Genomic DNA, 24,594 nt, shown 5'->3' on the forward strand with positions numbered 1-24,594 from the left:
CTCCGACCGACGGGGCAGGAGCGGAGGATCGCGCGTCGTCGGCGGGCCGGGGGAGCGGAGGCGGCGCGGGCATGACGCAGACCGTCGACTTCCGGCCGAAGCCGGGCGAGATCCCGACCCTCCCGGGCGTCTACCGCTTCAAGGACGCCCGGGGCCGGGTGCTCTACGTGGGCAAGGCCAAGAACCTCCGCGCGCGGCTCAGCAACTACTTCGCGCCGCTGCCGAGCCTGCACGAGCGCACCCGGCGGATGGTCACCTCGGCCTCCGGCGTCGAGTGGACGGTCGTCGGCACCGACGTCGAGGCCCTCCAGCTCGAGTTCACCTGGATCAACGAGTTCGATCCCCCGTTCAACGTCAAGTTCCGCGACGACAAGTCGTATCCGTACATGGCGGTGACGCTCGGCGACGAGGCGCCGCGGGTGATGGTGACGCGCAACGCGAAGATCCGCGGGGCGCGCTACTTCGGCCCGTACCCGAAGATCTGGGCGATCCACGAGACGATCGACCTGATGATCAAGGCGTTCCCGATCAGGACCTGCAACGACTCCAACTACAAGCGGGCGATGCAGAGCGGCAAGCCGTGCTTCGCCTCGCAGATCGGCCGCTGCGGCGGCCCGTGCTCGCACCGCGTCACCTTCGCGGAGCACCGGGAGATCGTCGACCGCTTCGTCGCCTTCATGGGCAGTCACGACCGGAAGATGATCGGCGAGCTCGAGCGCGAGATGCGCGAGGCCGCCGAGGCGATGCAGTACGAGCGCGCGGGAAAGCTGCGCGACCAGGCCGCCGCGCTCGACGCGGTGCTCGCCAAGAGCGCCGTCGTCCTGAAGGACAACGTCGACGTCGACCTCTACGCGATCGTGCACGACGAGCTCGCCGCCTCGGTGCAGCAGTTCCGGGTGCGCGGCGGGCGGATCCGCGGCGAGCGCGGCTGGGTCGTCGACAAGGAGCTCGACATGAGCACCGCCGAGCTGGTCGACACCGCTCTGCAGGCCGCCTACGAGGGCGGCGACATCCCACCGCGCGAGGTCGTCGTGCCCGAGCTGCCGGAGGACTCCGAGGCGCTCGAGGAGTGGCTCGGCTCCCTGCGCGGCGCGAACGTCCGCCTGCGCGCGGCGCAGCGCGGCGACAAGGCCGCCCTGCTCGAGACGGCGACGCAGAACGCCAAGCACTCGCTGATGCTCTACAAGACCCGCCGCTCCGCCGACTTCACCGCGCGCACGCAGGCCCTGGAGGACATCCGCGACGCGCTCGGGATGGCCGAGGCCCCGCTGCGGATGGAGTGCTATGACGTCTCGCACCTCAGCGGCACCAACATCGTCGCCTCGATGGTGGTCTTCGAGGACGGACTCGTCCGCAAGGACCAGTACCGCCGCTTCACGATCGCCGAGTCGACCGACGACACGGAGTCACTGCACCAGGTGCTCACCCGGCGCCTCGCGTACCTGAAGGAGCCGACCGAGCCGGCCGAGGTGGATCCGGAGACGGGGGAGGCGAAGCGGCGCAAGTTCTCCTACCCGCCGAACCTGCTCATCGTCGACGGCGGCCAGCCCCAGGTCGCCGCCGCCCAGCGGGCGCTCGACGAGTCGGGCGTCACCGGGATCACGCTCTGCGGGATCGCGAAGCGGCTCGAGGAGATCTGGCTGCCCGACTCCGACTTCCCGGTGATCCTGCCCCGGAACAGCGACGCGCTCTTCCTCTTCCAGCGGATCCGGGACGAGGCGCACCGCTTCGCGATCACGCACCAGCGGCAGCGGCGCAAGCGCGACATCTCGTCGCAGCTGGCCGAGATCCCCGGGCTGGGTGGCACCCGCGTCCGCGATCTGCTGAAGCACTTCGGCTCGGTCACCCGGCTCCGCGAGGCGTCGGACGCCGAGATCGCCGAGGTCAAGGGCATCGGGCCGACGCTCGCCGCCGCGATCCACGGCCACCTGCATCCCTGAGGCTCCACCCTCCGCCGGGTGCTCCGTCCAGGGGCACGCCCTAGGCTGGAGGCCCCTCCACGACGGAGGGTCCACGACCACCCCACACGAGCACGGAGACCCCATGAGCACCGAGAGCGAGCAGCAGAACGTGCTGATCGTCACCGGGATGTCCGGAGCCGGACGATCCACCGCCGCCAACGCGCTGGAGGACCTCGGCTGGTACGTGGTCGACAACCTCCCGCCGCAGATGCTGCGCCCGCTGGTCGACCTCGCCCAGCGGGCGGGGGACACCGTGCCCAAGGTCGCGGCGGTGGTCGATGTCCGCGGTCGCGACTTCTTCGCCGACCTCGGCGAGATCGTCCGGGAGCTGCGCGTCGGCGTCGACCTGCGCGTGGTCTTCCTCGAGGCCACCGACGCCGCCCTCGTGCGCCGGTTCGAGCAGGTCCGGCGCCCGCACCCGCTGCAGGGGCGCGGCACCCTCCTCGACGGGATCTCCGCCGAGCGCACCCGGCTGGCGCAGCTGCGCGAGTCGGCCGACATCGTGATCGACACCTCGGACCTCAATCCGCACCAGCTCGCGACCACGATCACCGAGCGCTTCGCCGAGGCCGGGCGCGCCGGTCTGCAGATCACCGTGATGAGCTTCGGCTTCAAGTACGGCCTGCCGACGGACGCCGACATGGTCGCCGACGCGCGCTTCCTGCCCAACCCGTACTGGATCCCGGAGCTGCGGCCGCACACGGGTCTCGACGAAGAGGTGAGAGACTACGTGCTGGCCCAGCAGGGCGCGGAGGAGTTCATCGACTCCTACTCGCGCGCCCTCCGGCCGGTGCTCGACGGCTACCAGCGCGAGAACAAGCGCCACGCGACCATCGCCATCGGCTGCACCGGCGGCAAGCACCGCTCGGTCGCCGTCGCCGGCCGTGTCGCGGCCCGACTGGCCGAGCTGCCCGGTGTCGCCGTCAATGTGGCGCACCGCGACCTCGGTCGAGAATGATCCCCGCGCGCTCCGCCGCGCACCCGACGTAAGGAAAGAAGACTCCGTGGCCCTCACTGCAGATGTCAAGGGCGAACTGGTCGCGATCGTCTCGCGCAAGAACACCGTCCGTGCCGCTGAACTGGCGACCATCCTCCGCTTCTCCGGAGGACTGCACATCATCTCCAACCGCCTCGCGGTCGAGGTCGAGCTCGACTCGGCGCCGCTGGCCACCCGTGTCCGCCGCGACCTCGCCGAGCTCTACGGCGTTCGCAGCGAGGGCAGCATCGTCTCGGCCGGCGGCTCGCGCCGCACGACCAGCTGGCTCGTCCGCGTGGTGGAGGGCGGCGACACCCTCGCCCGCCAGACCGGTCTGCTCGACCAGCGCGGGCGGCCCGTGCGCGGGCTGCCGAACCGCCTGACCACGGGCACGCGAGAGGAGCTGGCCGCCGTCTGGCGCGGCGCCTTCCTCGCGCAGGGCTCGCTCACCGACCCCGGCCGCTCCGCCGCCCTCGAGGTGGTCTGCCCCGGGAACGAGGCCGCGATGGCGATCGTGGGAGCGGCGGGGCGCCTGGGCGTCCAGGCCAAGTCCCGCGAGGTGCGCGGCGTGCACCGCGTCGTGGTCCGCGACGGCGAGAGCATCAGCGCGATGCTCACGCTGATGGGGGCGACGTCCACCGTCGCGAGCTGGGAGGAGCTGCGCCAGCGCCGCGAGGTCCGGGCCACCGCCAACCGCCTGGTCAACTTCGACGACGCGAACCTCCGCCGCTCCGCGCAGGCCGCCGTCGCCGCCTGCTCGCGGGTCGAGCGCGCGATGGAGATCCTCGGCGAGGACATCCCCGAGCACCTCCGCTACGCCGGCCGGCTCCGGCTGGCCCACCGCGACGCCAGCCTCGACGAGCTCGGCCACCACGCCGACCCGCCGATGACGAAGGACGCCGTGGCCGGCCGCATCCGCCGCCTGCTCGCGATGGCCGACAAGCGCGCGGCCGACCTCGACATCCCGGGCACGGACGCCAACCTCCCCGCCGAGCTCCAGGACCTCTGACCCGCCGGAGCCGAGCGGCGACGAGGCGCGGACAGCCGTCCGGCGAGCGAACGCTGAGTGTCTCCTGGTCGAACGGCGGAAACGCTCCGAGCGCCAGGGGTGCCTCTCACTAGACTGGGGAGGTCGCCCAGGACACCCCGGCACACCCTCCCGCACAGCGGTGAGGGGCCGTGAGACCCGGCGGATCACTGAGGTCGACGACCACGAACAGGAGATCGCACATGGCTGACTACACGCTCGCCGAACTGCCCTACGACTACTCGGCTCTCGAGCCGCACATCAGTGGACGGATCATGGAGCTCCACCACGACAAGCACCACGCGACGTACGTGACCGGGGCGAACACCGCCCTCGCCGCGCTGCAGGAGGCTCGCGACAGCGACAACCTCGCCAACGTCAACAAGCTCCAGAAGGACCTGGCGTTCAACCTCGCCGGACACGTGAACCACACCGTGTTCTGGAACAACCTCTCGCCCGACGGCGGCGACAAGCCGACCGGCGAGCTCGCCGCGGCGATCGACGAGAACTTCGGCTCGTTCGACAAGTTCAAGGCGCACTTCACCGCGTCGGCCCTCGGCATCCAGGGCTCCGGCTGGTCGATCCTCGCCTGGGACTCGCTCGGCCAGAAGCTGCTCATCGAGCAGCTCTACGACCACCAGAGCAACCACGCCGCGGCGACCGTCCCGGTGCTGCTGCTGGACATGTGGGAGCACGCCTTCTACCTCGACTACGTCAACGTGAAGGCCGATTACGTCAAGGCGTTCTGGAACATCGTGAACTGGGCCGACGTGTCCGCGCGCTTCGAGAAGGCCCGCCAGAACACTTCCGGCCTCCTGCTACTGTCGTAGCGATTCCGGCGTCCCGGGTCCCGATCCGGGACGCCGCGCTTCCAGCGATCCACACCCTCCACTGCACCGTCGAGGTGCCCTTCCTCTCCAGGAGATATCTGTGTCCGTCAAGATCGGCATCAACGGCTTCGGCCGTATCGGCCGTAACTTCCTCCGTGCGGCCCTCGCCAAGGGCAGCGACCTCGAGATCGTCGCGGTCAACGACCTCACCGACAACAAGGCGCTCGCGCACCTCCTGAAGTACGACTCCATCACCGGCCGTCTCGACGCCACGGTGGAGCTGGACGGCGACAAGATCGTCGTCAACGGCAAGCCGATCATCGTGCTCGAGGAGCGCGACCCCGCGAACCTCCCCTGGGGCGAGCTGGGCGTCGACGTCGTCATCGAGTCGACCGGCCGCTTCACCAAGTCGGAGGACGCGCGCAAGCACATCACCGCCGGCGCCAAGAAGGTCATCGTCTCGGCTCCCGCCACCGGCGACGACGTCGCGACCATCGTCCTCGGCGTCAACGAGGGCACCTACGACCCCCAGGTCCACGACATCGTCTCGAACGCGTCGTGCACCACGAACTGCCTCGCGCCGCTCGCCAAGGTCCTCCTCGACAACTTCGGCATCGAGCGCGGTCTCATGACCACGGTCCACGCCTACACCGCCGACCAGAACCTGCAGGACGGCCCGCACAGCGACCTCCGTCGCGCGCGCGCCGCCGCGGTCAACATCATCCCGACGTCGACCGGTGCCGCCAAGGCCCTCGGCCTCGTCATCCCCGAGCTCGTCGGCAAGCTCGACGGCTACGCGCTCCGCGTCCCGGTCCCGACCGGCTCGATCACCGACCTCACCGTCGAGCTGACCAACCCGGCCACGGTCGAGGAGATCAACGCGGCGTACAAGGCCGCTGCCGCCGGCGACCTCGAGGGCATCCTCAAGTACACGGAGGACCCGATCGTCTCCAGCGACATCGTCACCGACCCGCACTCCTCGATCTTCGACGCCGGCCTGACCAAGGTCATCGGCAACCAGGTCAAGGTCGCCTCCTGGTACGACAACGAGTGGGGCTACTCCAACCGCCTCGTCGACGTCGCCGAGCTCGTCGCCGGCAAGCTCTGAGTCACGACTCCGTGACGAGTGACACCGTGACGCTCCGCACTCTGGACTCACTGGGCTCCCTCGCCGGCACGCGCGTCGTCGTCCGCTGCGATCTGAACGTCCCCCTGAAGGATGGAACGATCACGGACGACGGCCGCGTGCGCGCGTCGGTGCCCACGCTCCAGAAGCTCGTCGCCGAGGGTGCCCGAGTCGTGGTCGTGAGCCACCTCGGGCGCCCCGACGGCGCTCCCGACTCGAAGTACAGCCTCGCGCCCGTCGCGAAGCGGCTCGGCGAGCTCCTCGACGCCCCGGTGTCGTTCGCCGAGGACACCGTCGGCGAGGCGGCCTCGGCCGCGGTCGACGCCCTCGAGGACGGCCAGGTCGTCGTGCTGGAGAACCTCCGCTTCAACCCGGGGGAGACCAGCAAGGACGCGGACGAGCGCCGCGCCTTCGCCGAGAAGCTCGCCGCCTTCGGCGACGCGTTCGTCTCGGACGGCTTCGGCGTCGTGCACCGCAAGCAGGCGAGCGTCTACGAGCTCGCGCAGCTGCTGCCCAGCGCGGCGGGAACGCTGATCGCCGCCGAGCTCGAGGTCCTGGACCGCCTGACCGAGAAGCCGGAGCGTCCGTACACGGTCGTCCTCGGCGGCTCGAAGGTCTCGGACAAGCTCGGCGTGATCGACCACCTGCTCCCGCGGGTCGACTCGATCCTCATCGGCGGCGGCATGCTCTTCACCTTCCTCAAGGCCCAGGGCCACGAGGTCGGCAAGAGCCTGCTCGAGGCGGACCAGATCGACACCGTCCTCGGCTACCTCGCGAAGGCGAAGGAGCTCGGGGTCGAGATCATCGTCCCCACGGACGTCGTCGTCGCGTCGAAGTTCGGCGCGGACGCGGAGTACGTGACGGCGCCCGCCGACGCGATCGAGGACACCGCGTTCGGCGCGGAGGGCCTCGGTCTCGACATCGGGCCCGACACCGCGAAGCGGTTCGCCGAGGTCGTCGCGGCCTCGAAGACCGTGTTCTGGAACGGCCCGATGGGCGTCTTCGAGCTCGAGCCGTTCGCGGCCGGCACGAAGGCCGTCGCCCAGGCCCTCACCGAGGTCGACGGACTCAGCGTCGTCGGCGGCGGCGACTCGGCCGCCGCGGTGCGCGCCCTCGGCTTCGAGGACGAGCAGTTCGGCCACATCTCGACGGGAGGCGGAGCCAGCCTCGAATTCCTCGAGGGGAAGCGCCTCCCCGGACTGGAGGTCCTCGGATGGCAGTGACATCCCGCACCCCGCTCATCGCCGGCAACTGGAAGATGAACCTGGACCACCTCCAGGCCATCGCCTTCGTGCAGAAGCTCGCCTGGAGCCTCAAGGACGCGGACCACGACTTCGACGGCGTCGAGGTCGCGGTGTTCCCGCCGTTCACGGACCTGCGCCCCGTGCAGATCCTCGTCGACTCCGACAAGCTGCCGCTCAAGTACGGCGCGCAGGACCTGTCGAAGTTCGACAGCGGGGCCTACACCGGTGAGATCTCGGGTCAGTTCCTCAAGCAGCTCGACTGCGACTACGTGATCGTCGGCCACTCGGAGCGTCGCACGCTCCACGGCGAGACGGACGCGGACATCGCGGCGAAGACGGCCGCGGCCGTCAAGCACGGCGTCCCGCCGATCGTCTGCGTCGGCGAGACCGCCGAGGACCTCGAGAAGCACGGCCCGTCCGCGGTGCCGGTCGCGCAGCTGAAGGAGGCCCTCACCGGCCTGCCCTCGGACGCCGACCTGGTCGTCGCGTACGAGCCGGTCTGGGCCATCGGCTCCGGCCAGGCCGCGACGCCCGAGCAGGCCCAGCAGGTCTGCAAGGCCCTCCGCGACGTCGTCGCCGACATCCTCGGCGCCGACACCGCGGCGAAGACCCGCATCCTCTACGGCGGCTCCGTCAAGTCCGGCAACATCGCCGGCTTCATGCGCGAGCCCGACGTCGACGGCGCCCTCGTCGGAGGCGCCAGCCTCCAGGTCGACGAATTCGCTGCGATCGCACGCTATCGGAACCACGTCGGCGTCTGACGCTCTGACTCAGAAGGGGTGGGCCCACGGGCCCACCCCTTCTGTCGTTCCGGCGACCGACGTCCCGGTGAATCGGTTCCGCTAGCGCGCGATCGTCCACGCCGCTCCCTGCGCGGCGTGGCGCAGTCGGCTTGGTCAGGTGGTCCTGTCCCGCAGAGCGTCCGGCGCCCGTCCACGACGATTCGCTGGCACGCGAATCGCCGGTTGCCCTCGCCGCCGCGCGGTTGGTCGTTCGCCTCGACCCCGTGGTGGGGGTCGGTGGTGGGTGCCTCGCGCTGGCGCGGGCGGAGGGAGTGGCCTCGTCGCGGCGACAGGCTCGGGTCTGGCGGGCGCTCCGAAGGAGCGCGGGATGGCGCCGCGACGAGGCCACTCCCTCCGCCCCTCTGCAGACGCCGGCGTATACAGCGCGGGGGGACACGAGGCGTCGCATTCCCCGGGGGTTCGCAGGCGCCGTTATACTCGTCGAGGCGTGCAACGCGCCAGAACTTCGAAAGGTACCGCGTGGACATCCTCCAGGTCGTGCTCCAGGTCGTCCTGGGCATCACGAGCCTCCTGCTCACCATGCTGATCCTGCTCCACAAGGGGCGCGGCGGCGGACTGTCCGACATGTTCGGCGGTGGAGTCACGTCGAACCTCGGCGCCTCGGGCGTCGCGGAGCGCAACCTGAACCGCATCACCGTGATCCTCGGCCTCGTCTGGCTGGCCTGCATCGTGGTGCTCGGTCTCCTCACCAAGTTCGACACCGGAGCATAGGGGTAAACGGAATGGCATCAGGCGGCAGTGCAATCCGCGGTTCGCGCGTCGGCGCGGGACCCATGGGCGAGCAGGACCGGGGCTACCACGCCGAGCGCGTGGCGGTCTCCTACTGGGACGCCCTCGGCAACGAGACGGTGCGCCACTTCTCGGCGGCCCTCCCCGAGGACGAGATCCCCGAGGTGATCGACTCCCCGCAGTCCGGTCTTCCCGCCGGTCGCGACCGGGCGAACCCGCCGCAGGTGGCGAAGTCGGAGCCCTACAAGACGCACCTCGCGTACGTGAAGGAGCGCCGCACCGAGGCCGAGGCGGCCCAGCTCCTCGAGGAGGCGCTGCAGCAGCTGCGCGCCCGCCGCGGCACCGCGACCCCCTCCTGAGCATCGCCGGCCCCGCGGCCGGCACCGACGACGAAGGGCCCGTCCTCCCGAGGAGGCGGGCCCTTCGTCGTTCCCGGATGCGGATCCGAGGGAGAGCTCAGCGGCTCAGTAGCTGGGCGCGATCAGCGACTCCGGGACCTCGGCCGCGGCCTCCTGGTCGACGAAGAACACGGTGCGCTTGCGGCCGAACGCGCCCGCGGCGGGCACCTCGTTCGTGCTCGCGCCGGCCAGAGCCAGCCCGAGGGCGGAGGCCTTGTCGGCGCCCGCGAGGACCATCCAGATCCGGTCGGACTGGTTGATCAGCGGGAGGGTGAGCGTCAGGCGCTCGGGCGGCGGCTTGGGGGAGTTGCGGACCGCCAGCACACCGGGCTGCGGGTGGCGGATGGCCGAGCGCTCCGGGAACAGCGAGGCGATGTGGCCGTCGGGGCCGACACCGAGGAAGGTGATGTCGAAGCGCGGGTAGTCGCGGCCCTCGGTCGCGTGCGCGCGCAGCTCCGCGTCGTAGGCGGCCGCGGCGCCGTCGAGGTCGAGGCCCTCGTCGGACGCGGGGTAGGAGTGCACGTTCTCGGCCGGCACGTCGAGGCGGCTGAAGAGGTCGCCCGCCTGCACGTCGTTGCGGTCCTCGTGGCCGCGGGGCACCCAGCGCTCGTCGCCCCACCAGAAGTGCACGCGCGACCAGTCGACGTTGCCCGAGGCGGAGGAGCCGCCGATCTCCTTGAGCGTCGCGGCGCCCATCGTCCCGCCGGTGAGGACCACGTTCGCCGTGCCCAGGTCGTCGAGGATGTCGATCGTCTTCGTCAGGAACCGGGCGGCGACCGAGCCTGCGAGGGTCTGCTTGTCTCGGTGGACGAGCACACGGCGGTCAGTGGTCATCGGGGTCTCCTTCGGGTCGGGCGCCGGCGGTGGATGGCCGTCTCCGCGGCCGCCGCGCCCGTGATCGGGGCGCGGCGGCCGGGGGTGGCGGTGTCAGGACGTGTGGCGGGCGTCGTTCTTCTCGGTGAGCATGTCCACACCGCGCGAGATCACTTCACCGTACAGGTCATCCGGGTCGAGCCTGCGCAGCTCCTCGGCCAGGCAGTCGCGGAGGCTCCGGCGCGGCAGGGAGATGTCGTGGACGGGCTGGTCGGGCTGCGTCAGCGTCGCGACGTTCGGGATCGAGCGCTCCAGCTCGATCACCCCGGACTCGCGGAACAGGCGCACGCCGTGGATGCCGCTGGACCCCGTCGCGCTGATGGTGAGCTCGTGGTCGACGGGGATGTCGAGCTCGAGCTGCAGCCAGGCGGCGAGCAGGATCGTCGAGGGGGAGTCCGGAGCACCGGACACCTCCACGGCGGTGATCGGCTCGTACGGCGGCTGGTCGAGGACCGCGGCGAGCTGCGCGCGCCAGAGGGTGAGGCGCGTCCAGGCGAAGTCGGTGTCGCCGGGGGCGTAGGTCGAGGCGAGGTGGTGCAGCGCCTCGGCCGGGTTCGACTGCGCGGACGCGTCGGTGATCCGGCGGGTGGCGATGCGGCCGATCGGCGACTTCGAGGCGCTGTCGGGAGCGCTGTTCGGCCACCAGGCGACCACCGGGGCGTCGGGGAGCAGGAGCCCCGTGACGAGGCTCTCCTCGTCCGTCGCCGCGTCGCCGAAGGGGCGGAGGACGACGACCTCGCTCGCGCCGGCGTCGCCGCCCACCCGGATCTGCGCGTCGACGCGCGGGGTGGCGTCGACCGGGACCGTGGTGAGGCCGTCGTCCTTCGAGACGACGATGACGCGCATCGGGTGCTCGCGGGACGCGTCGTTCGCGGCGTCGATCGCCTCCTCCTCGTGACCCCGGGAGGTCGCGATGATGAGGGTGAGCACGCGGCCGAGGGCGACGGCGCCGCCCTCCTCGCGGATCTTGACGAGGGTCTTCGAGACCTCGCTCGTCGTGGTGTCGGGCAGATCGACGATCACGGGCGCCTCCAGGTGCGGCCGTCGCGAGCGAGGAGCTCGTCGGCGGAATCGGGGCCCCAGGTTCCGGGGCGGTACTGCTCGGGCTGGCCCTGCGTGGCCCAGTACTCCTCGATCGGGTCGAGGATCTTCCAGGACAGCTCGACCTCCTCGTGCCGCGGGAAGAGCGGCGGCTCGCCGAGGAGGACGTCGAGGATGAGGCGCTCGTAGGCCTCGGGGCTGGCCTCGGTGAACGCGTGGCCGTAGCCGAAGTCCATCGTCACGTCGCGGACCTGCATGCCCGCGCCGGGCACCTTCGAGCCGAAGCGCATGGTGACGCCCTCGTCGGGCTGCACGCGGATCACGAGGGCGTTCTGCCCGAGCGAGGTGGTCTGGCTCTCGGCGAAGAGCTGCTGCGGGGCGCGCTTGAAGACCACGGCGATCTCGGTGACGCGACGGCCGAGGCGCTTGCCGGCGCGCAGGTAGAACGGCACGCCGGCCCACCGGCGGGTGCCGATGTCCAGGCGCATCGCGGCGAAGGTCTCGGTGGTCGAGGTGGGGCTCATGCCGTCCTCCTCGAGGAAGCCGAGCACCTTCTCGCCGCCCTGCCAGCCGCCGGAGTACTGCCCGCGGGCGGTGACCGTCGAGAGGTCCTTCGGCAGGCGGACGGCCGCGAGGACCTTCTCCTTCTCGGCGCGCAGGTCGGCGGCGTCGAACGAGATGGGCTCCTCCATCGCCGTGAGGGCGAGCAGCTGGAGCAGGTGGTTCTGGATGACGTCGCGCGCGGCGCCGATGCCGTCGTAGTAGCCGGCGCGGCCGCCCACTCCGATGTCCTCGGCCATCGTGATCTGCACGTGGTCGACGTAGTTCGAGTTCCAGAGCGGCTCGTACATCATGTTGGCGAAGCGCAGCGCCAGGATGTTCTGGACCGTCTCCTTGCCGAGGTAGTGGTCGATCCGGAAGACGGAGTCGGGCGGGAAGACCGACTCGACGACGGAGTTGAGCTCGCGCGCGGTCTTCAGGTCGCTGCCGAAGGGCTTCTCGATGACGACGCGGCGCCACTGGCCGTCCTTCTGCTCCGCGAGGCCCGAGTTGCGCAGCTGCTCGGTGACCTGGGGGAAGGACTTCGGCGGGATCGAGAGGTAGAAGGCGAAGTTGCCGTTCGTGCCGCGCTCGCGGTCGAGGTCGTCGACGGTCGTCTTCAGGCGGCTGAAGGCCTCGGGGTCGTCGAACTCGCCCTGGACGAAGCGGATGCCCTGCGCCAGCTGGGCCCAGACCTCCTCGTGGAACTCGGTCCGGGCGTGCTTCTTGACCGAGTCGTGCACGACCTTCTCGAAGTCCTGGTCGTCCCAGTCGCGCCGGGCGAAGCCGACGAGCGCGAAGCCGGGCGGCAGCAGGCCGCGGTTGGCGAGGTCGTAGACCGCGGGCATGAGCTTCTTGCGGGAGAGATCGCCGGTGACGCCGAAGATGACGAGGCCGCTCGGCCCCGCGATCCGGTTCAGCCGGCGGTCGAAGCTCAACCGCAGCGGGTTGAACTCGGGAGTGATGTCCACAGACATGTGCAGTGTCCTTCTGTGTGCCGCGGGAGCCGGCGGGGCCGGACGCCGAGGCGCACTGCTATCGGTGACGGAGGGGGAGGGGGACGCCGGCCCGCTCCGCTGAGGGCTTGCGAGCGCGGTCGTGGCGGACCGCGCGGACGACCGCGGGCGCGGCGCCCCGCCTCCGCGAGGAGGACGGGACGCCGCGCCCGGCGGATCAGGTGTTGAGCGCCTCGAAGAGGGTCTCGAGGTCGGCCTCGGGGTCCGTCAGCGTCAGCGTGAGGACGGGGCGGCCGTGCTCGGCGAGCACGCTCGCGTCGCCGGCGGCCTGGGCCTGGATGAGCTGACCGAACGTGAACGGGCTCTCGGGGATCTCGAGGTCCGTGCTCGCGCGCTCGGCGATCTGGAGGAAGACGCCGGTCGGCGCTCCGCCCTTGTGGTACTGACCGGTCGAGTGCAGGAAGCGCGGGCCCCAGCCGAAGGTGACCGGGCGCTTGGACTGCGCGGCGAGGAGGTCGCGGACGCCCTCCAGCTGCGGCAGCGCGAGGCGGTCCACGTAGGCCTGGATCGACACGTAGCCGCCCTCGCCCAGCTGGGCGAGCAGGCGGTCGACGGCCTCGGCGACGGTCGAGACGCCCTCGGTGACGGCGGAGGTGCCGGTCACCGCGATGCCGGCGTCGGTGAACGCCGGCGCGGCGGGCTCGGGGCGCTTCTCGAGCAGGGCCCGGGTCGCGACCTTCGCCGACTCGACGTCGGGCTGGTCGAACGGGTTGATGCCGAGCAGGCGCCCGGCGACCGCGACCGCGTACTCCCAGGTCAGCATCTGCGCGCCGAGCGAGCCGGACAGGAGGATCTCGCCCTCGTGCCGATCGCGCGGGAACAGGTGCAGCGCGCTCGCGTCCTCGACCAGGCGGACGACCTGCACGTCGGCGAGGTCCTCCGACAGCTCGGGGGCGAGGGTGCCGAGGACGACGGGGAGGATGCCCGTGCCGTCCTTGCCGGTGGACTCGGCGATGAGCTGCTCGGCCCAGTCGGCGAAGCCCACGATGTGGGTGCCGTCGGCGACGATCGCGAGCTTGTCGCGGCGCGGGCTGGTCGCGGCGATCGCCGCACCGAGGAGCAGACCCGGGTTCTCCGGGGTGTCCACGGCCAGGCCGAGGGACGCCTCCGCCGCCTCGTCGAGGAGGGCCTCGATGTCGGCGCCGGCGAGACCGGACGGCACGAGGCCGAACGCGGAGAGCGCCGAGAAGCGGCCGCCGATGTTCGGGTCGGCGTTGAAGACCCGGTAGCCCGCCTCGCGGGAGGACGAGTCGAGCGGCGAGCCGGGGTCGGTGACGATGACGATGCGGTCGAGCGGGTCGATGCCCGCCTCGGTGAACGCCTTCTCGTACGCCTTCTTCTGGCTGGCGGTCTCGACCGTCGAGCCGGACTTGGACGAGATGACGACCGCGGTCGTGGCGAGGCGGTCGTTCAGGGCCGCGAGGACCTGGCCGGGCGCGGTGGAGTCGAGCACGGTGAGCTCGACGCCGGCGGTCCGGGTGATGACCTCGGGCGCGAGCGACGAGCCGCCCATGCCGCCGAGCACGATGTGGTCGATGCCCTTCGCCTGGAACTCCTCGCGCAGCGCGAGGATCTCCGGGATCAGCGGGCGGGAGACCGTGGTCGACTCGGTCCAGCCGAGGCGCTTCGCGGACTCCTCCTCGGCCGCCGCACCCCAGAGGGTCGGGACCTGGGCGGTGATGCCCGAGGCGACCTCGTCGGCGACGAGCTCCGGCACGACGCGGTCGGCGGCCTTCTCGGCGTCGCCGCTGAGGTGGATCTGGATCGCCATGATCAGGCCTTCGCCTTCGCGCCTTCGAGCGCGGCGGTCACGGTGTCGAGCAGCTCGTTCCAGGAGACGACGAACTTCTCGACGCCCTCCTTCTCGAGCAGCTCGGTGACCTCGGCGTAGGAGACGCCCTGGGCGGCGACGGCGTCGAGAACGGCGTTCGCGTCGGCGTAGGAGCCGGTCACGGTGTCGCCGGCGATGACGCCGTGGTCGAAGGTCGCCTCGAGGGTCTTCTCGGGCATGGTGTTGACGACGCCCGCGGCGACCAGCTCGGTCACGTAGAGGGTGTCGGGGAGGTCGGCCGACTTGACGCCGGTCGAGGCCCAGAGCGGACGCTGGCGGTTGGCGCCGGACTCCTGCAGGAGCAGCGCGCGCTCGGTGGCGAACGCCTCGACGAAGACCTCGTAGGCGAGCTGCGCGTTGGCGACGCCCGCCTTGCTCTTCAGGGCGAGGGCCTCGTCGGTGCCGACGGCCTCGAGGCGCTTGTCGATCTCGGTGTCGACGCGCGACACGAAGAAGGAGGCGACGGAGTGGATCGTCGACAGGTCGATGCCGGCGTCCTTGGCCTTCTCGAGGCCGGCGAGGTACGCGTTGATGACGGCGCGGTAGCGGGCGAGCGAGAAGATCAGCGTGACGTTGACCGAGATGCCGGAGCCGATGGCCTCGGTGATGGCCTCGAGGCCCTCGACGGTCGCGGGGATCTTGATCATCGCGTTCGGGCGGTCGACCTTGGCCCAGAGGGCCTTCGCCTGCTCGATGGTGCCCTGCGCGTCGTGCGCGAGGCCCGGCTCGACCTCGATCGAGACGCGGCCGTCGTAGCCGTTGGTCGCGTCGTAGATCGGGCGGAAGACGTCGGAGGCGGCGGCCACGTCGTCGGTGGTGATCGCGAAGACGGCGTCGGTCACCGAGGTGTCGGCGGCGGCGAGCTCCTCGACCTGCTCGTCGTAGGACTCGCCCTTGGCGAGGGCCGCGGCGAAGATCGTGGGGTTGGTGGTGACTCCGACGACGTTCTTCTCGTCGATGAGCTTCTGCAGCCCGCCGCTCGAGATGCGCGAGCGCGACAGGTCGTCGAGCCAGATGCTGACGCCGGCGGCGGAGAGGTCTGCGGTGGGGGTGTTCTCGGTCATGTCTCTTCTTCTCGTTCGTAGGTGGAGCGGGTCGGTGGGGAGTCGTGGGCCCGACGGCGAAGGCCGCGCCCTGGTGGACGCGGCCTTCGTGATCAGGACGCCGCGAGCGACTCCTTGGCGGCGGCGACTGCCGCCTCGGTGGTGATCCCGAACTCGCGGAACAGGGTCTTGTAGTCGGCGGAGGCGCCGAAGTGCTCGATGGAGACCGAGCGGCCGGCGTCGCCGACGTACTTCTGCCAGCCGAGGCTGAGGCCGGCCTCGATCGAGACGCGCGCCTTCACGGCGGACGGCAGCACCTTCTCGCGGTACTCGGCGTCCTGCTCCTCGAACCACTCGAGCGACGGGGCCGAGACGACGCGGACGTTGACGCCCTCGCCCTTCAGCTGCTCGCGCGCCTCCACGGCGATCTGGACCTCGGAGCCGGTGGCGATGAGGATCACGTCGGGGGTGCCGTTCGGCGCCTCGGCGAGGATGTACGCACCGCGGGCGACGTTCGACGCGTGGGCGAAGGTCTCGCCGGAGGCGTCGCCCTCTCCGCGCTCGAAGACGGGGATGTTCTGGCGGGTCAGCGCGAGGCCGGCCGGGCCCTCGCGGCGCTCCAGGATCGTCTTCCAGGCGTAGGCGACCTCGTTCGCGTCGCCGGGGCGGACGATGTCCAGACCCGGGATCGCGCGGAGGGCCGCCAGCTGCTCGACCGGCTGGTGCGTCGGGCCGTCCTCGCCGAGGGCCACGGAGTCGTGGGTCCAGACGTAGATGGCCGGCGCCTTCATGAGCGCGGCGAGACGGACCGCCGGGCGCATGTAGTCGGAGAAGATCAGGAAGGTGCCGCCGAAGGGGCGGGTGTTGCCGTGCAGGACGATGCCGTTGAGGATCGCGCCCATGGCGTGCTCGCGGATGCCGAAGTGCAGCACACGGCCGCCCTTCCTGCCGGTCCACTCGTGCGTCGAGAACTCGCTCGGCACGAAGGAGCCGGCGCCCTCGATGGTCGTGTTGTTCGACTCGGCGAGGTCGGCGGAGCCGCCCCAGAGCTCGGGGACGACGCCGGCGAGGGCGTTGATCACCTTGCCGGACGCGGCGCGGGTGGACACCTCCTTGCCGGGCTCGAAGACCGGCAGGGCCTCCTGGACGCCCTCGGGCAGGTCGCCGCTCAGGACGCGGTCGAGGAGGACCTTCTTCTCGGGGTTCGCGGTCGCCCACGCCTCGAGCTTCTCGTTCCACTCGGCGTGCTGCGCCTGGCCGCGCTCGACGGCCTTGCGGGTGTGCTCGATGACCTCGTCGGCGACGTCGAAGGTCTTCTCGGGGTCGAAGCCGAGCACCTCCTTGAGGCCGCGGAGCTCGTCGGCGCCGAGGGCGGAGCCGTGGATCTTGCCGGTGTTCTGCTTCTTCGGCGAGGGCCAGCCGATGATCGTGCGCAGGATGATGAGCGACGGCTTGTCGGTCTCGCCCTTCGCGGCCTCGATCGCGGCGTGGAGCTCGGCGACGTCCTCGTGGTACTCGCCGGTCTTCTTCCAGTCGACGACCTGGACCTGCCAGTCGTAGGCCTCGTAGCGGGCCTTGACGTCCTCGGTGAAGGCGATGTTGGTGTCGTCCTCGATCGAGATCTGGTTGGAGTCGTAGATGACGACCAGGTTGCCGAGCTGCTGGTGGCCGGCGAGCGAGGAGGCCTCGCTGGTGACGCCCTCCTGCAGGTCGCCGTCGCCGGCGATGACGTAGACGAAGTGGTCGAACGGCGAGGTGCCCGCGGCGGCCTCGGGGTCGAACAGGTCGCGCTCGAAGCGCGCGGCGTAGGCGAAGCCGACGGCCGAGGCGAGGCCCTGGCCGAGCGGGCCGGTGGTGATCTCGACGCCGTCGGTGTGGCCGTACTCGGGGTGGCCGGGGGTCTTCGACCCCCAGGTGCGCAGCGCCTTGAGGTCGTCGAGCTCGAGGCCGTAGCCGCCCAGGTAGAACTGGACGTACTGCGTCAGCGAGGAGTGCCCGACGGACAGGATGAACCGGTCGCGGCCGATCCAGGTGGCGTCCGACGGATCGCGGCGCATGACCTTCTGGAACAGGAGGTACGCGGCCGGCGCGAGGCTCATGGCGGTTCCGGGGTGGCCGTTGCCGACCTTCTCGACCGCGTCCGCGGCGAGAACCCTCGCCGTGTCGACTGCCTTCTCGTCAATGGAATCCCATTGCAGTTCTGACACTAGGTACTGACCCTTCTCGAGACGTGGGGCAGACGGGGACCGTCCGCCCTCTCGCATGGTGGAGCGCGCCGCATGACGACTTCGACACGATGCTTCCGACACGCCCCGTTCGGCCTCGCGCGACTGATCAGTCGGACGGACTCGGGTGCGGGCCGGGCGCTCTGGCGAGCAGTTCCGAGTATACGGAGGGGGGTGCGCCGGGGATCGGGGGTTGCGGCATCGCATATGTCGGCGATCGATTGGACAAGCGTGCACTCCGAGCCGGCCCCCATCCGGCGCGCATTACACTCGTTCGGGATCATCGATCGTTAGAGGAGCAATGGACGTAGTCGCAGAGACCACCGCGATCGAGCGGGGAGGGCCCGTCCGGTCGCCCCTGTCGCGCAAGGTGAGGGCGTACGTCGCGCTGACGAAGCCGCGCGTGATCGAGCTGCTGCTCGTGGTCACCGCGCCCACGATGATCCTGGCGCAGGGCGGGATCCCGAACCTGCTGCTCGTCCTGAACGTGCTGATCGGCGGGGCGCTGAGCGCCGGGTCGGCCGGCGCGTTCAACTGCTACATCGACCGCGACATCGATCGCGTGATGAAGCGGACGCGGAACCGCCCGCTCGTGACGGGCGAGGTCTCCGACCGCGAGGCGCTGGTCTTCGCGACCACCATCGGCGTCCTGTCGATCGTCTGGCTCGGCCTGACGGCCAACTGGCTCGCCGCCTCGCTCTCGCTCGCGGCGATCCTCATCTACGTGCTCTTCTACACGCTGTTCCTCAAGCGCCGCACCCCGCAGAACATCGTCTGGGGCGGGATCGCCGGCTGCATGCCCGTGCTGATCGGCTGGGCCGCGGTCACGAACTCGCTCGACTGGGCGCCGATCATCCTCTTCACGGTGATCTTCCTCTGGACCCCGCCGCACTACTGGCCGCTGTCGATGAAGTATCGCGAGGACTACCGCGCCGCGGGCGTGCCGATGCTCGCCGTCGTGCGCGGCCGCACCATCGTCGGGCTCCAGGTCATCCTGTACGCCTGGGCGACCGTCGCCTGCTCGCTGCTGCTCATCCCGGTCGCCGGAATGGGTGTGCTGTACACGGTCGTGGCGCTCGGCAGCGGCATCTGGTTCATCGCCGAGACGCACCGCCTCTACAGCCTCGCGATCCGTCACGAGCACGTCTCGCCGATGCGCGTCTTCCACGGCTCGATCGGATACCTCACGCTGGTCTTCCTCGCCGTCGGCATCGACCCCCTGCTGCCGTTCTGATGGTGACCCCCTTCTCGCTCCTGGCCGAGCGCGTCACGCTGAGCCCCCGCGCACTCCGCTGGGGCACGACGGCCGCCCTGGTCGCGAGCATCCTGATCATCTTCTTCGGCGGCGTCGTGCGACTGACGGGCTCGGGACTCGGCTGCCCGACCTGGCCCGCCTGCGACGCCGGGTCGCTCACCTCCACCCCCGAGCTCGGGATCCACGGGTTCATCGAGTTCACCAACCGCGCGTTCACGGGCGTCCTGATCGTCGCCGTCGGCTGGGCCATCACCGCGGCGCGGCTGCAGAAGCCGCGCGACCGCACGATGACCCGGCTCGCCTGGTCGCAGTTCTGGCTCGTCGTGGCGAACGCCCTGGCCGGCGGTGCCACCGTGCACTCGGGGCTGAACCCCTACATCGTGGCCGGGCACTTCATGCTGGCCATCGCGCTGCTGACCACCACCGCGCTCACCTGGCACCGCGCTCACCGCTCGCAGTCCGTCGCGTTCGAGCCCGACGCCCTCACCCGCGGCGTGAGCATCGCGCTCGTCGCGGTGACCCTGCTCGTCATCGCGGTCGGCACCCTCGTCACCGGCACCGGCCCGCACGCGGGCGACTCGGCCGAGGTCCCGCGGATGCGGTTCCACTGGGAGAGCGTCACGATCGTGCACGGCGTCCTCGGAACGGCCACCCTGGTGCTCGGCGCCGCCCTCCTCGTGCTGCTCGCCCGCGCGCCCGGCTCCGAGCTGGCGCGCCGCCGCGTCGTCGCCTTCCTCGTCGTCGTGGGGCTGCAGGCGCTCGTGGGCGTCGCCCAGTCGCTCCTCGCCCTGCCCGAGGCCCTGGTGGCCGTCCACCTGATCGGCTCCGCCTTCGTCTGGGTCGGCGCCGTGCGCGTGCTGCTCGACGTGAACCCGCGGCTCTTCACGGTCCGCGCTCAGCGCCGGCAGCCGGTCGAGGAGCTGGCCCCCGCGCTCTGAGGCCGCCCCCGGTCTGCCCGGGCGCCGTCGTCGGCCGAGCGCAGGTGCCTCCGCAGTCGGACGAGTGCGAGCGGCAGCGCGCGCACCGGCAGCTCCCGTGCGAGTGCCGTGCCGAGCGGCTCGAGGACGGCCGCGGCGCTCGGGTCGAGCCCGGCGCGGGCGAGGGCGAGGAGGAGGTGGGGGAGGAGTGGGATCCTGTCGTGGTTCGTCATGCGCTCACTCCACCACGGACCACCGACACGGGTGTGGTCACGCCGGTCTGGCGTCGTGCGGTCCACTGCCCGGGCGACACCCAGGTGCAGAGGTTCCACTGGGAGCACGGCGTCCGTAGAATGAGTAGTTGGTTCAGGTTCGGCGTCACCGGCGTCGACCGCCCCCGAGGCGGAGCCCGGACCGACGGCCCGATGGAGCGCCACCGCAAGCCTCAGGACTTCCCGGGACGCACCGCTCCGCTCCGACCATCGACATCGATGGCGCGACCGGCCCGATGCGCTCCTCGGATCCCCCTCGGGGAATGACTCCGGAACCCGACCGGTTACCAGTGGGTAGGAAACGAGGTACTTATGTCAGACATCCTGATCGACCGCCCCGAGCTCGAGAGCCTGGGCGTCTACGAGTTCGGCTGGTCCGACTCGGACTCCGCCGGTGCGTCCGCGCGCCGGGGGATCTCGCCCGAGGTCGTCTCCGACATCTCCGCGCTCAAGAGCGAGCCCGCCTGGATGCGCGAGCGGCGCCTGAAGGCCCTGGCCCTCTTCGAGCGCAAGCCGATGCCCACCTGGGGCGCCGACCTGTCGGACATCGACTTCGACAACATCAAGTACTTCGTGCGGTCCACCGAGAAGCAGGCGCAGACCTGGGACGACCTCCCGGACGACATCAAGAACACGTACGAGAAGCTCGGCATCCCCGAGGCGGAGCGCCAGCGCCTCGTCGGCGGCGTCGCCGCGCAGTACGAGTCCGAGGTCGTCTACCACCAGATCCGCGAGGACCTGGAGGAGCAGGGCGTCATCTTCATGGACACCGACACCGCGCTGCGCGAGCACCCCGAGATCTTCGAGGAGTACTTCGGCACCGTCATCCCGGCCGGCGACAACAAGTTCGCCGCGCTGAACACGGCGGTCTGGTCGGGCGGCTCGTTCGTCTACGTCCCCAAGGGCGTTCACGTCGACATCCCGCTGCAGGCCTACTTCCGGATCAACACCGAGAACATGGGCCAGTTCGAGCGGACGCTGATCATCGCGGACGAGGGCAGCTACGTCCACTACATCGAGGGCTGCACCGCGCCGATCTACAAGTCGGACTCGCTGCACTCGGCGGTCGTCGAGATCATCGTGAAGAAGAACGCCCGCGTGCGCTACACGACGATCCAGAACTGGTCGAACAACGTCTACAACCTCGTCACCAAGCGCGCGATCGCGCACGAGGGCGCGACGATGGAGTGGATCGACGGCAACATCGGCTCCAAGGTCACCATGAAGTACCCGTCGATCTTCCTGGTCGGCGAGCACGCCAAGGGCGAGACCCTCTCCGTCGCGTTCGCGGGCCCCGGCCAGCACCAGGACGCCGGCGCGAAGATGATCCACATGGCGCCGTACACGCAGTCGTCGATCGTCTCCAAGTCGATCGCGCGCGGCGGTGGACGGGCCGGCTACCGCGGCGAGGTCCGGGTGGACGCGAACGCGCACCACTCGGCGAACACGGTGCGCTGCGACGCGCTCCTGGTCGACACGATCTCGCGCTCGGACACCTACCCCGCCATCGACATCCGGGTGGACGACGTCCAGCTGGGCCACGAGGCCACGGTCTCGAAGGTCAGCGAGGAGCAGCTCTTCTACCTGATGTCCCGCGGCATGCCCGAGGACGAGGCGATGGCGATGATCGTCCGCGGCTTCATCGAGCCGATCGCGCGCGAGCTGCCCATGGAGTACGCCCTCGAGCTGAACAAGCTCATCGAGATGGGGATGGAGGGCAGCGTCGGCTGACGCTCGCCCCTCCGTACCCGAGGCCGCCCGCGACGGGCGGCCAGCACCCCCTGAAAGGAACCACCGCCTGATGACGGTCCCCACGAGCGCCCCGACGTCCTCTGCGATCGACGGCGCGGACGCCGCCGCGCGCCTGGGCATCTCCGCGCACTCCGACGGGGCGTTCACGCCCGTGCAAACCCGCTCCGAGCGCTTCGCGTCCACCGACGTCGACGCGTTCGAGACGGTCACCGGTCGCGAGATCGCCTGGAAGCTCACCCCGGTCGCCCGCCTCGGCGACCTGATCGACGGCCCGCTCGACGGCTCGGCCGCTCCGCTGGAGTCGGCGGCCGTCGAGGGCGTCGAGGTCTCGTGGGTCGGCCGCGACGACGGGCGGATCGGCACCGCCGGCCTCCCCGAGGACCGCGCCGCCGCCAACGCCTGGTCGCAGTTCGAGCAGGCCCTGGCCGTCCGGGTCACCGGCGAGGACGAGAAGGTCGCGACGCTCGTGCGCACCGGTCTCGGCTCCGCGCCGCGGGCCGCGCACACGATCATCGAGGCCGCGCCGTACGCGCGCGGCGTCGTCGTGCTGCAGAACGAGGGCGAGGCGACCCTCGCCGAGAACGTGGAGATCCTCGCGGGCGAGGGCGCGCAGCTGACGATCGTCACGCTGCAGGAGTGGGCCGACGACGCCCGCCACCTGGCGAACCACTTCATCCGGGTCGGCCGCGACGCGAAGGTGAAGCACATCGTCGTCACCCTCGGCGGCTCGATCGTCCGGGTCAACCCGTCGGCGCACCTCGTCGAGCGCGGGGCCGACGGCGAGTTGCTGGGCCTCTACTTCGCCGACGGCGGCCAGCACCTCGAGCAGCAGGTCTACGTCGACCACGACGCCCCCGACACCCGCAGCCGCGTCACCTATAAGGGCGCGCTGCAGGGCCAGGGCGCGCGGACCGTCTGGATCGGCGACGTGCTGATCCGCAACAGCGCGACCGGCACCGACAGCTACGAGCAGAACCGCAACCTCGTCCTCTCGGACGGCACGCGGGCCGACTCGATCCCGAACCTCGAGATCGAGACCGGCGACATCGCCGGAGCGGGCCACGCCTCGGCGACCGGCCGCTTCGACGACGAGCAGCTCTTCTACCTGCAGTCGCGCGGCATCCGCGAGGACGAGGCGCGCCGCCTGGTCGTGCGCGGCTTCCTCAGCGAGATCGTGCAGCAGATCGGCGTGACCGAGCTCGAGGACCGCCTCCAGCTCGCGATCGAGGCCGAGCTGGCCGGCAGCGCCGGGCAGACCGGCTCGCGCACCCCGGAGGTGTCCGCGTGAGCGACGCCGCCCGGATCTGCGCCGCCTCGGAGCTGATCCCCAACCAGGCCGTGCGCTACGTCGTCGACGGCATCGCCATCGCGATCGTCCAGGACACCGCGGGTGAGATCCACGCCATCGGCGACACCTGCACCCACGGCGAGGTCTCCCTCGCCGAGGGCTTCGTCGAGGACGACACGCTCGAGTGCTGGGCCCACGGCTCGGCGTTCTCGCTGCGCACCGGCACCCCCCTGAACCTGCCGGCCTTCGAGCCGGTTCCCGTCTTCGTCGTCGAGGTCATCGACGGCGACGTCTACATCGATCCGACCGTCACGAAGGAAGTCTGAATGTCCGTTCTCCAGATCAGCGATCTCCACGTCAGTGTCGAGACCGAGCAGGGGACCAAGCAGATCCTCCGCGGTGTCGACCTCACCATCAACCAGGGTGAGATCCACGCCGTCATGGGCCCCAACGGCTCCGGCAAGTCCACCCTCGCGTACACGATCGCGGGCCACCCGAAGTACCACGTCGACGGCGGCTCGATCACCCTCGACGGTGTCGAGGTCCTCGACATGTCCGTCGACGAGCGCGCTCGCGCGGGCCTCTTCCTCGCGATGCAGTACCCGGTCGAGATCCCCGGCGTGACCAACACCAACTTCCTCCGCACCGCCAAGACCGCGATCGCGGGTGAGGCGCCCGCGATCCGCACCTGGACCAAGGACGTCAAGAAGGCGATGGCGGACCTGCGGATGGACCCGTCCTTCGCGGCCCGCAACGTCAACGAGGGCTTCTCGGGCGGCGAGAAGAAGCGCAACGAGATCCTCCAGCTCGAGCTGCTCGCCCCGCAGTTCGCCGTCCTCGACGAGACCGACTCCGGTCTCGACGTCGACGCGCTGAAGATCGTCTCGGAGGGCGTCAACCGCGCCCACGCCTCGACCGGTCTCGGCGTCCTGCTGATCACGCACTACACGCGGATCCTGCGCTACATCCAGCCCGACTTCGTGCACGTCTTCGTCGCCGGCCGCATCGCTGAGCAGGGCGGCAAGGAGCTCGCGACCCGACTCGAGGACGAGGGCTACGACCGCTTCCTCGCCCCGGCGACGGCCTGATCATGGCGGTCACCACGCTCGACCCGAAGCTCTTCGACCAGGTCGAGGAGGCGCTCAAGGACGTCATGGACCCCGAGCTCGGCGTCAACGTCGTCGACCTCGGCCTGATCTACGACCTCGGCTGGGACGACGAGAACGACGCGCTGGTCATCCACATGACGCTGACGTCGGCGGGCTGCCCGCTGACGGACGTGCTCGAGGAGCAGACCGCGGAGTCTCTCGACGGCGTCGTGGAGGCGTTCCGGATCAACTGGGTCTGGATGCCGCCGTGGGGCCCGGACCGGATCACCGAGGACGGCCGCGACATGATGCGCGCGCTCGGCTTCTCGATCTAGTCCGCAGAACAGCGAACCGCAGGA

The 24,594-nt window shown here is 70.6% G+C and carries 23 protein-coding genes; 16 read left to right on the forward strand and 7 right to left on the reverse strand.

Annotated features, from left to right (window positions below; translation table 11 throughout):
• Positions 1 to 71 precede the first annotated feature (71 nt).
• From uvrC to HQQ82_RS18530, 9 genes are all read left to right on the forward strand, one after another.
• On the forward strand, positions 72 to 1,940 hold the full coding sequence (gene uvrC / locus HQQ82_RS18490) for an excinuclease ABC subunit UvrC (protein ID WP_173235641.1): 1,869 nt from the start codon (positions 72 to 74) through the stop codon (positions 1,938 to 1,940).
• Positions 1,941 to 2,043: 103 nt separating this feature from the next.
• On the forward strand, positions 2,044 to 2,919 hold the full coding sequence (rapZ, locus tag HQQ82_RS18495) for an RNase adapter RapZ (protein WP_160089773.1): 876 nt from the start codon (positions 2,044 to 2,046) through the stop codon (positions 2,917 to 2,919).
• Positions 2,920 to 2,965: 46 nt separating this feature from the next.
• On the forward strand, positions 2,966 to 3,946 hold the full coding sequence (gene whiA, locus HQQ82_RS18500) for a DNA-binding protein WhiA (protein WP_173235643.1): 981 nt from the start codon (positions 2,966 to 2,968) through the stop codon (positions 3,944 to 3,946).
• 221 nt (positions 3,947 to 4,167) lie between these two features.
• A complete protein-coding gene (locus tag HQQ82_RS18505; RefSeq protein ID WP_173235645.1) occupies positions 4,168 to 4,794 on the forward strand; it encodes a superoxide dismutase in 627 nt (208 codons plus the stop codon).
• A gap of 100 nt (positions 4,795 to 4,894) precedes the next feature.
• Positions 4,895 to 5,902, forward strand: a complete 1,008-nt coding sequence (gap, locus tag HQQ82_RS18510) for a type I glyceraldehyde-3-phosphate dehydrogenase (RefSeq protein ID WP_160089767.1) — start codon at positions 4,895 to 4,897, stop codon at positions 5,900 to 5,902.
• Between the two features lie 26 nt (positions 5,903 to 5,928).
• On the forward strand, positions 5,929 to 7,143 hold the full coding sequence (gene pgk / locus HQQ82_RS18515; protein WP_173235647.1) for a phosphoglycerate kinase: 1,215 nt from the start codon (positions 5,929 to 5,931) through the stop codon (positions 7,141 to 7,143).
• On the forward strand, positions 7,134 to 7,925 hold the full coding sequence (gene tpiA, locus HQQ82_RS18520; protein ID WP_173235649.1) for a triose-phosphate isomerase: 792 nt from the start codon (positions 7,134 to 7,136) through the stop codon (positions 7,923 to 7,925). Before pgk ends, tpiA begins: the two co-directional genes overlap by 10 nt.
• A gap of 501 nt (positions 7,926 to 8,426) precedes the next feature.
• Positions 8,427 to 8,678: a preprotein translocase subunit SecG gene (secG, locus tag HQQ82_RS18525; RefSeq protein WP_123446270.1), complete on the forward strand. Its 252-nt coding sequence runs from the start codon at positions 8,427 to 8,429 to the stop codon at positions 8,676 to 8,678.
• Between the two features lie 11 nt (positions 8,679 to 8,689).
• Positions 8,690 to 9,055: an RNA polymerase-binding protein RbpA gene (locus HQQ82_RS18530; protein ID WP_123446271.1), complete on the forward strand. Its 366-nt coding sequence runs from the start codon at positions 8,690 to 8,692 to the stop codon at positions 9,053 to 9,055.
• Positions 9,056 to 9,160: 105 nt separating this feature from the next.
• Here HQQ82_RS18530 and pgl read toward each other — a convergent pair whose 3' ends face one another.
• The 6 genes from pgl to tkt all read right to left on the reverse strand — a co-directional run bounded on the left by pgl (position 9,161) and on the right by tkt (position 17,645).
• Positions 9,161 to 9,928 carry a 6-phosphogluconolactonase gene (gene pgl / locus HQQ82_RS18535; protein ID WP_173235651.1) on the reverse strand — a complete coding sequence of 256 codons (768 nt, stop codon included), beginning with the start codon at positions 9,926 to 9,928 and terminating at the stop codon, positions 9,161 to 9,163.
• Between the two features lie 93 nt (positions 9,929 to 10,021).
• Positions 10,022 to 10,990, reverse strand: a complete 969-nt coding sequence (locus HQQ82_RS18540; protein ID WP_173235653.1) for a glucose-6-phosphate dehydrogenase assembly protein OpcA — start codon at positions 10,988 to 10,990, stop codon at positions 10,022 to 10,024.
• Positions 10,987 to 12,525, reverse strand: a complete 1,539-nt coding sequence (gene zwf, locus HQQ82_RS18545; protein WP_173235655.1) for a glucose-6-phosphate dehydrogenase — start codon at positions 12,523 to 12,525, stop codon at positions 10,987 to 10,989. Before zwf ends, HQQ82_RS18540 begins: the two co-directional genes overlap by 4 nt.
• 196 nt (positions 12,526 to 12,721) lie before the next feature.
• Positions 12,722 to 14,335, reverse strand: coding sequence for a glucose-6-phosphate isomerase (locus HQQ82_RS18550; RefSeq protein ID WP_173235657.1), 1,614 nt, complete (start codon positions 14,333 to 14,335; stop codon positions 12,722 to 12,724).
• A gap of 2 nt (positions 14,336 to 14,337) precedes the next feature.
• Positions 14,338 to 15,459: a transaldolase gene (gene tal, locus HQQ82_RS18555; RefSeq protein ID WP_173235659.1), complete on the reverse strand. Its 1,122-nt coding sequence runs from the start codon at positions 15,457 to 15,459 to the stop codon at positions 14,338 to 14,340.
• 92 nt (positions 15,460 to 15,551) lie between these two features.
• Positions 15,552 to 17,645, reverse strand: coding sequence for a transketolase (gene tkt, locus HQQ82_RS18560; RefSeq protein WP_173235661.1), 2,094 nt, complete (start codon positions 17,643 to 17,645; stop codon positions 15,552 to 15,554).
• 319 nt (positions 17,646 to 17,964) lie between these two features.
• On the opposite strand from tkt, the gene HQQ82_RS18565 reads away from it, so the two are divergent.
• Together HQQ82_RS18565 and HQQ82_RS18570 are read left to right on the forward strand one after the other, a co-directional pair.
• Positions 17,965 to 18,897, forward strand: a complete 933-nt coding sequence (locus HQQ82_RS18565; RefSeq protein ID WP_173235663.1) for a heme o synthase — start codon at positions 17,965 to 17,967, stop codon at positions 18,895 to 18,897.
• Entirely contained in the window at positions 18,897 to 19,856 is a 960-nt protein-coding gene (locus tag HQQ82_RS18570; protein ID WP_173235665.1) for a heme A synthase, read from the forward strand. The genes HQQ82_RS18565 and HQQ82_RS18570 overlap by 1 nt, the downstream gene beginning before the upstream one ends.
• On the opposite strand, the gene HQQ82_RS18575 is transcribed toward HQQ82_RS18570, so the two are convergent.
• Positions 19,814 to 20,068, reverse strand: coding sequence for a hypothetical protein (locus tag HQQ82_RS18575; RefSeq protein ID WP_173235667.1), 255 nt, complete (start codon positions 20,066 to 20,068; stop codon positions 19,814 to 19,816). The genes HQQ82_RS18570 and HQQ82_RS18575 overlap by 43 nt on opposite strands.
• Positions 20,069 to 20,419: 351 nt before the next feature.
• On the opposite strand from HQQ82_RS18575, the gene sufB reads away from it, so the two are divergent.
• The 5 genes from sufB to HQQ82_RS18600 all read left to right on the forward strand — a co-directional run bounded on the left by sufB (position 20,420) and on the right by HQQ82_RS18600 (position 24,570).
• Entirely contained in the window at positions 20,420 to 21,838 is a 1,419-nt protein-coding gene (sufB, locus tag HQQ82_RS18580; protein WP_173235669.1) for a Fe-S cluster assembly protein SufB, read from the forward strand.
• Positions 21,839 to 21,908: 70 nt separating this feature from the next.
• Positions 21,909 to 23,147, forward strand: a complete 1,239-nt coding sequence (gene sufD / locus HQQ82_RS18585) for a Fe-S cluster assembly protein SufD (RefSeq protein WP_173235671.1) — start codon at positions 21,909 to 21,911, stop codon at positions 23,145 to 23,147.
• Positions 23,144 to 23,473, forward strand: a complete 330-nt coding sequence (locus HQQ82_RS18590; protein WP_173235673.1) for a non-heme iron oxygenase ferredoxin subunit — start codon at positions 23,144 to 23,146, stop codon at positions 23,471 to 23,473. Before sufD ends, HQQ82_RS18590 begins: the two co-directional genes overlap by 4 nt.
• A complete protein-coding gene (sufC, locus tag HQQ82_RS18595; protein WP_173235675.1) occupies positions 23,474 to 24,235 on the forward strand; it encodes a Fe-S cluster assembly ATPase SufC in 762 nt (253 codons plus the stop codon). It abuts the gene before it with no gap.
• Positions 24,236 to 24,237: 2 nt separating this feature from the next.
• Positions 24,238 to 24,570 carry a metal-sulfur cluster assembly factor gene (locus tag HQQ82_RS18600; protein WP_123446284.1) on the forward strand — a complete coding sequence of 111 codons (333 nt, stop codon included), beginning with the start codon at positions 24,238 to 24,240 and terminating at the stop codon, positions 24,568 to 24,570.
• Positions 24,571 to 24,594 lie beyond the last annotated feature (24 nt).

Source organism: Rathayibacter sp. VKM Ac-2856 (assembly GCF_013205055.1).
Classification (GTDB): domain Bacteria; phylum Actinomycetota; class Actinomycetes; order Actinomycetales; family Microbacteriaceae; genus Rathayibacter.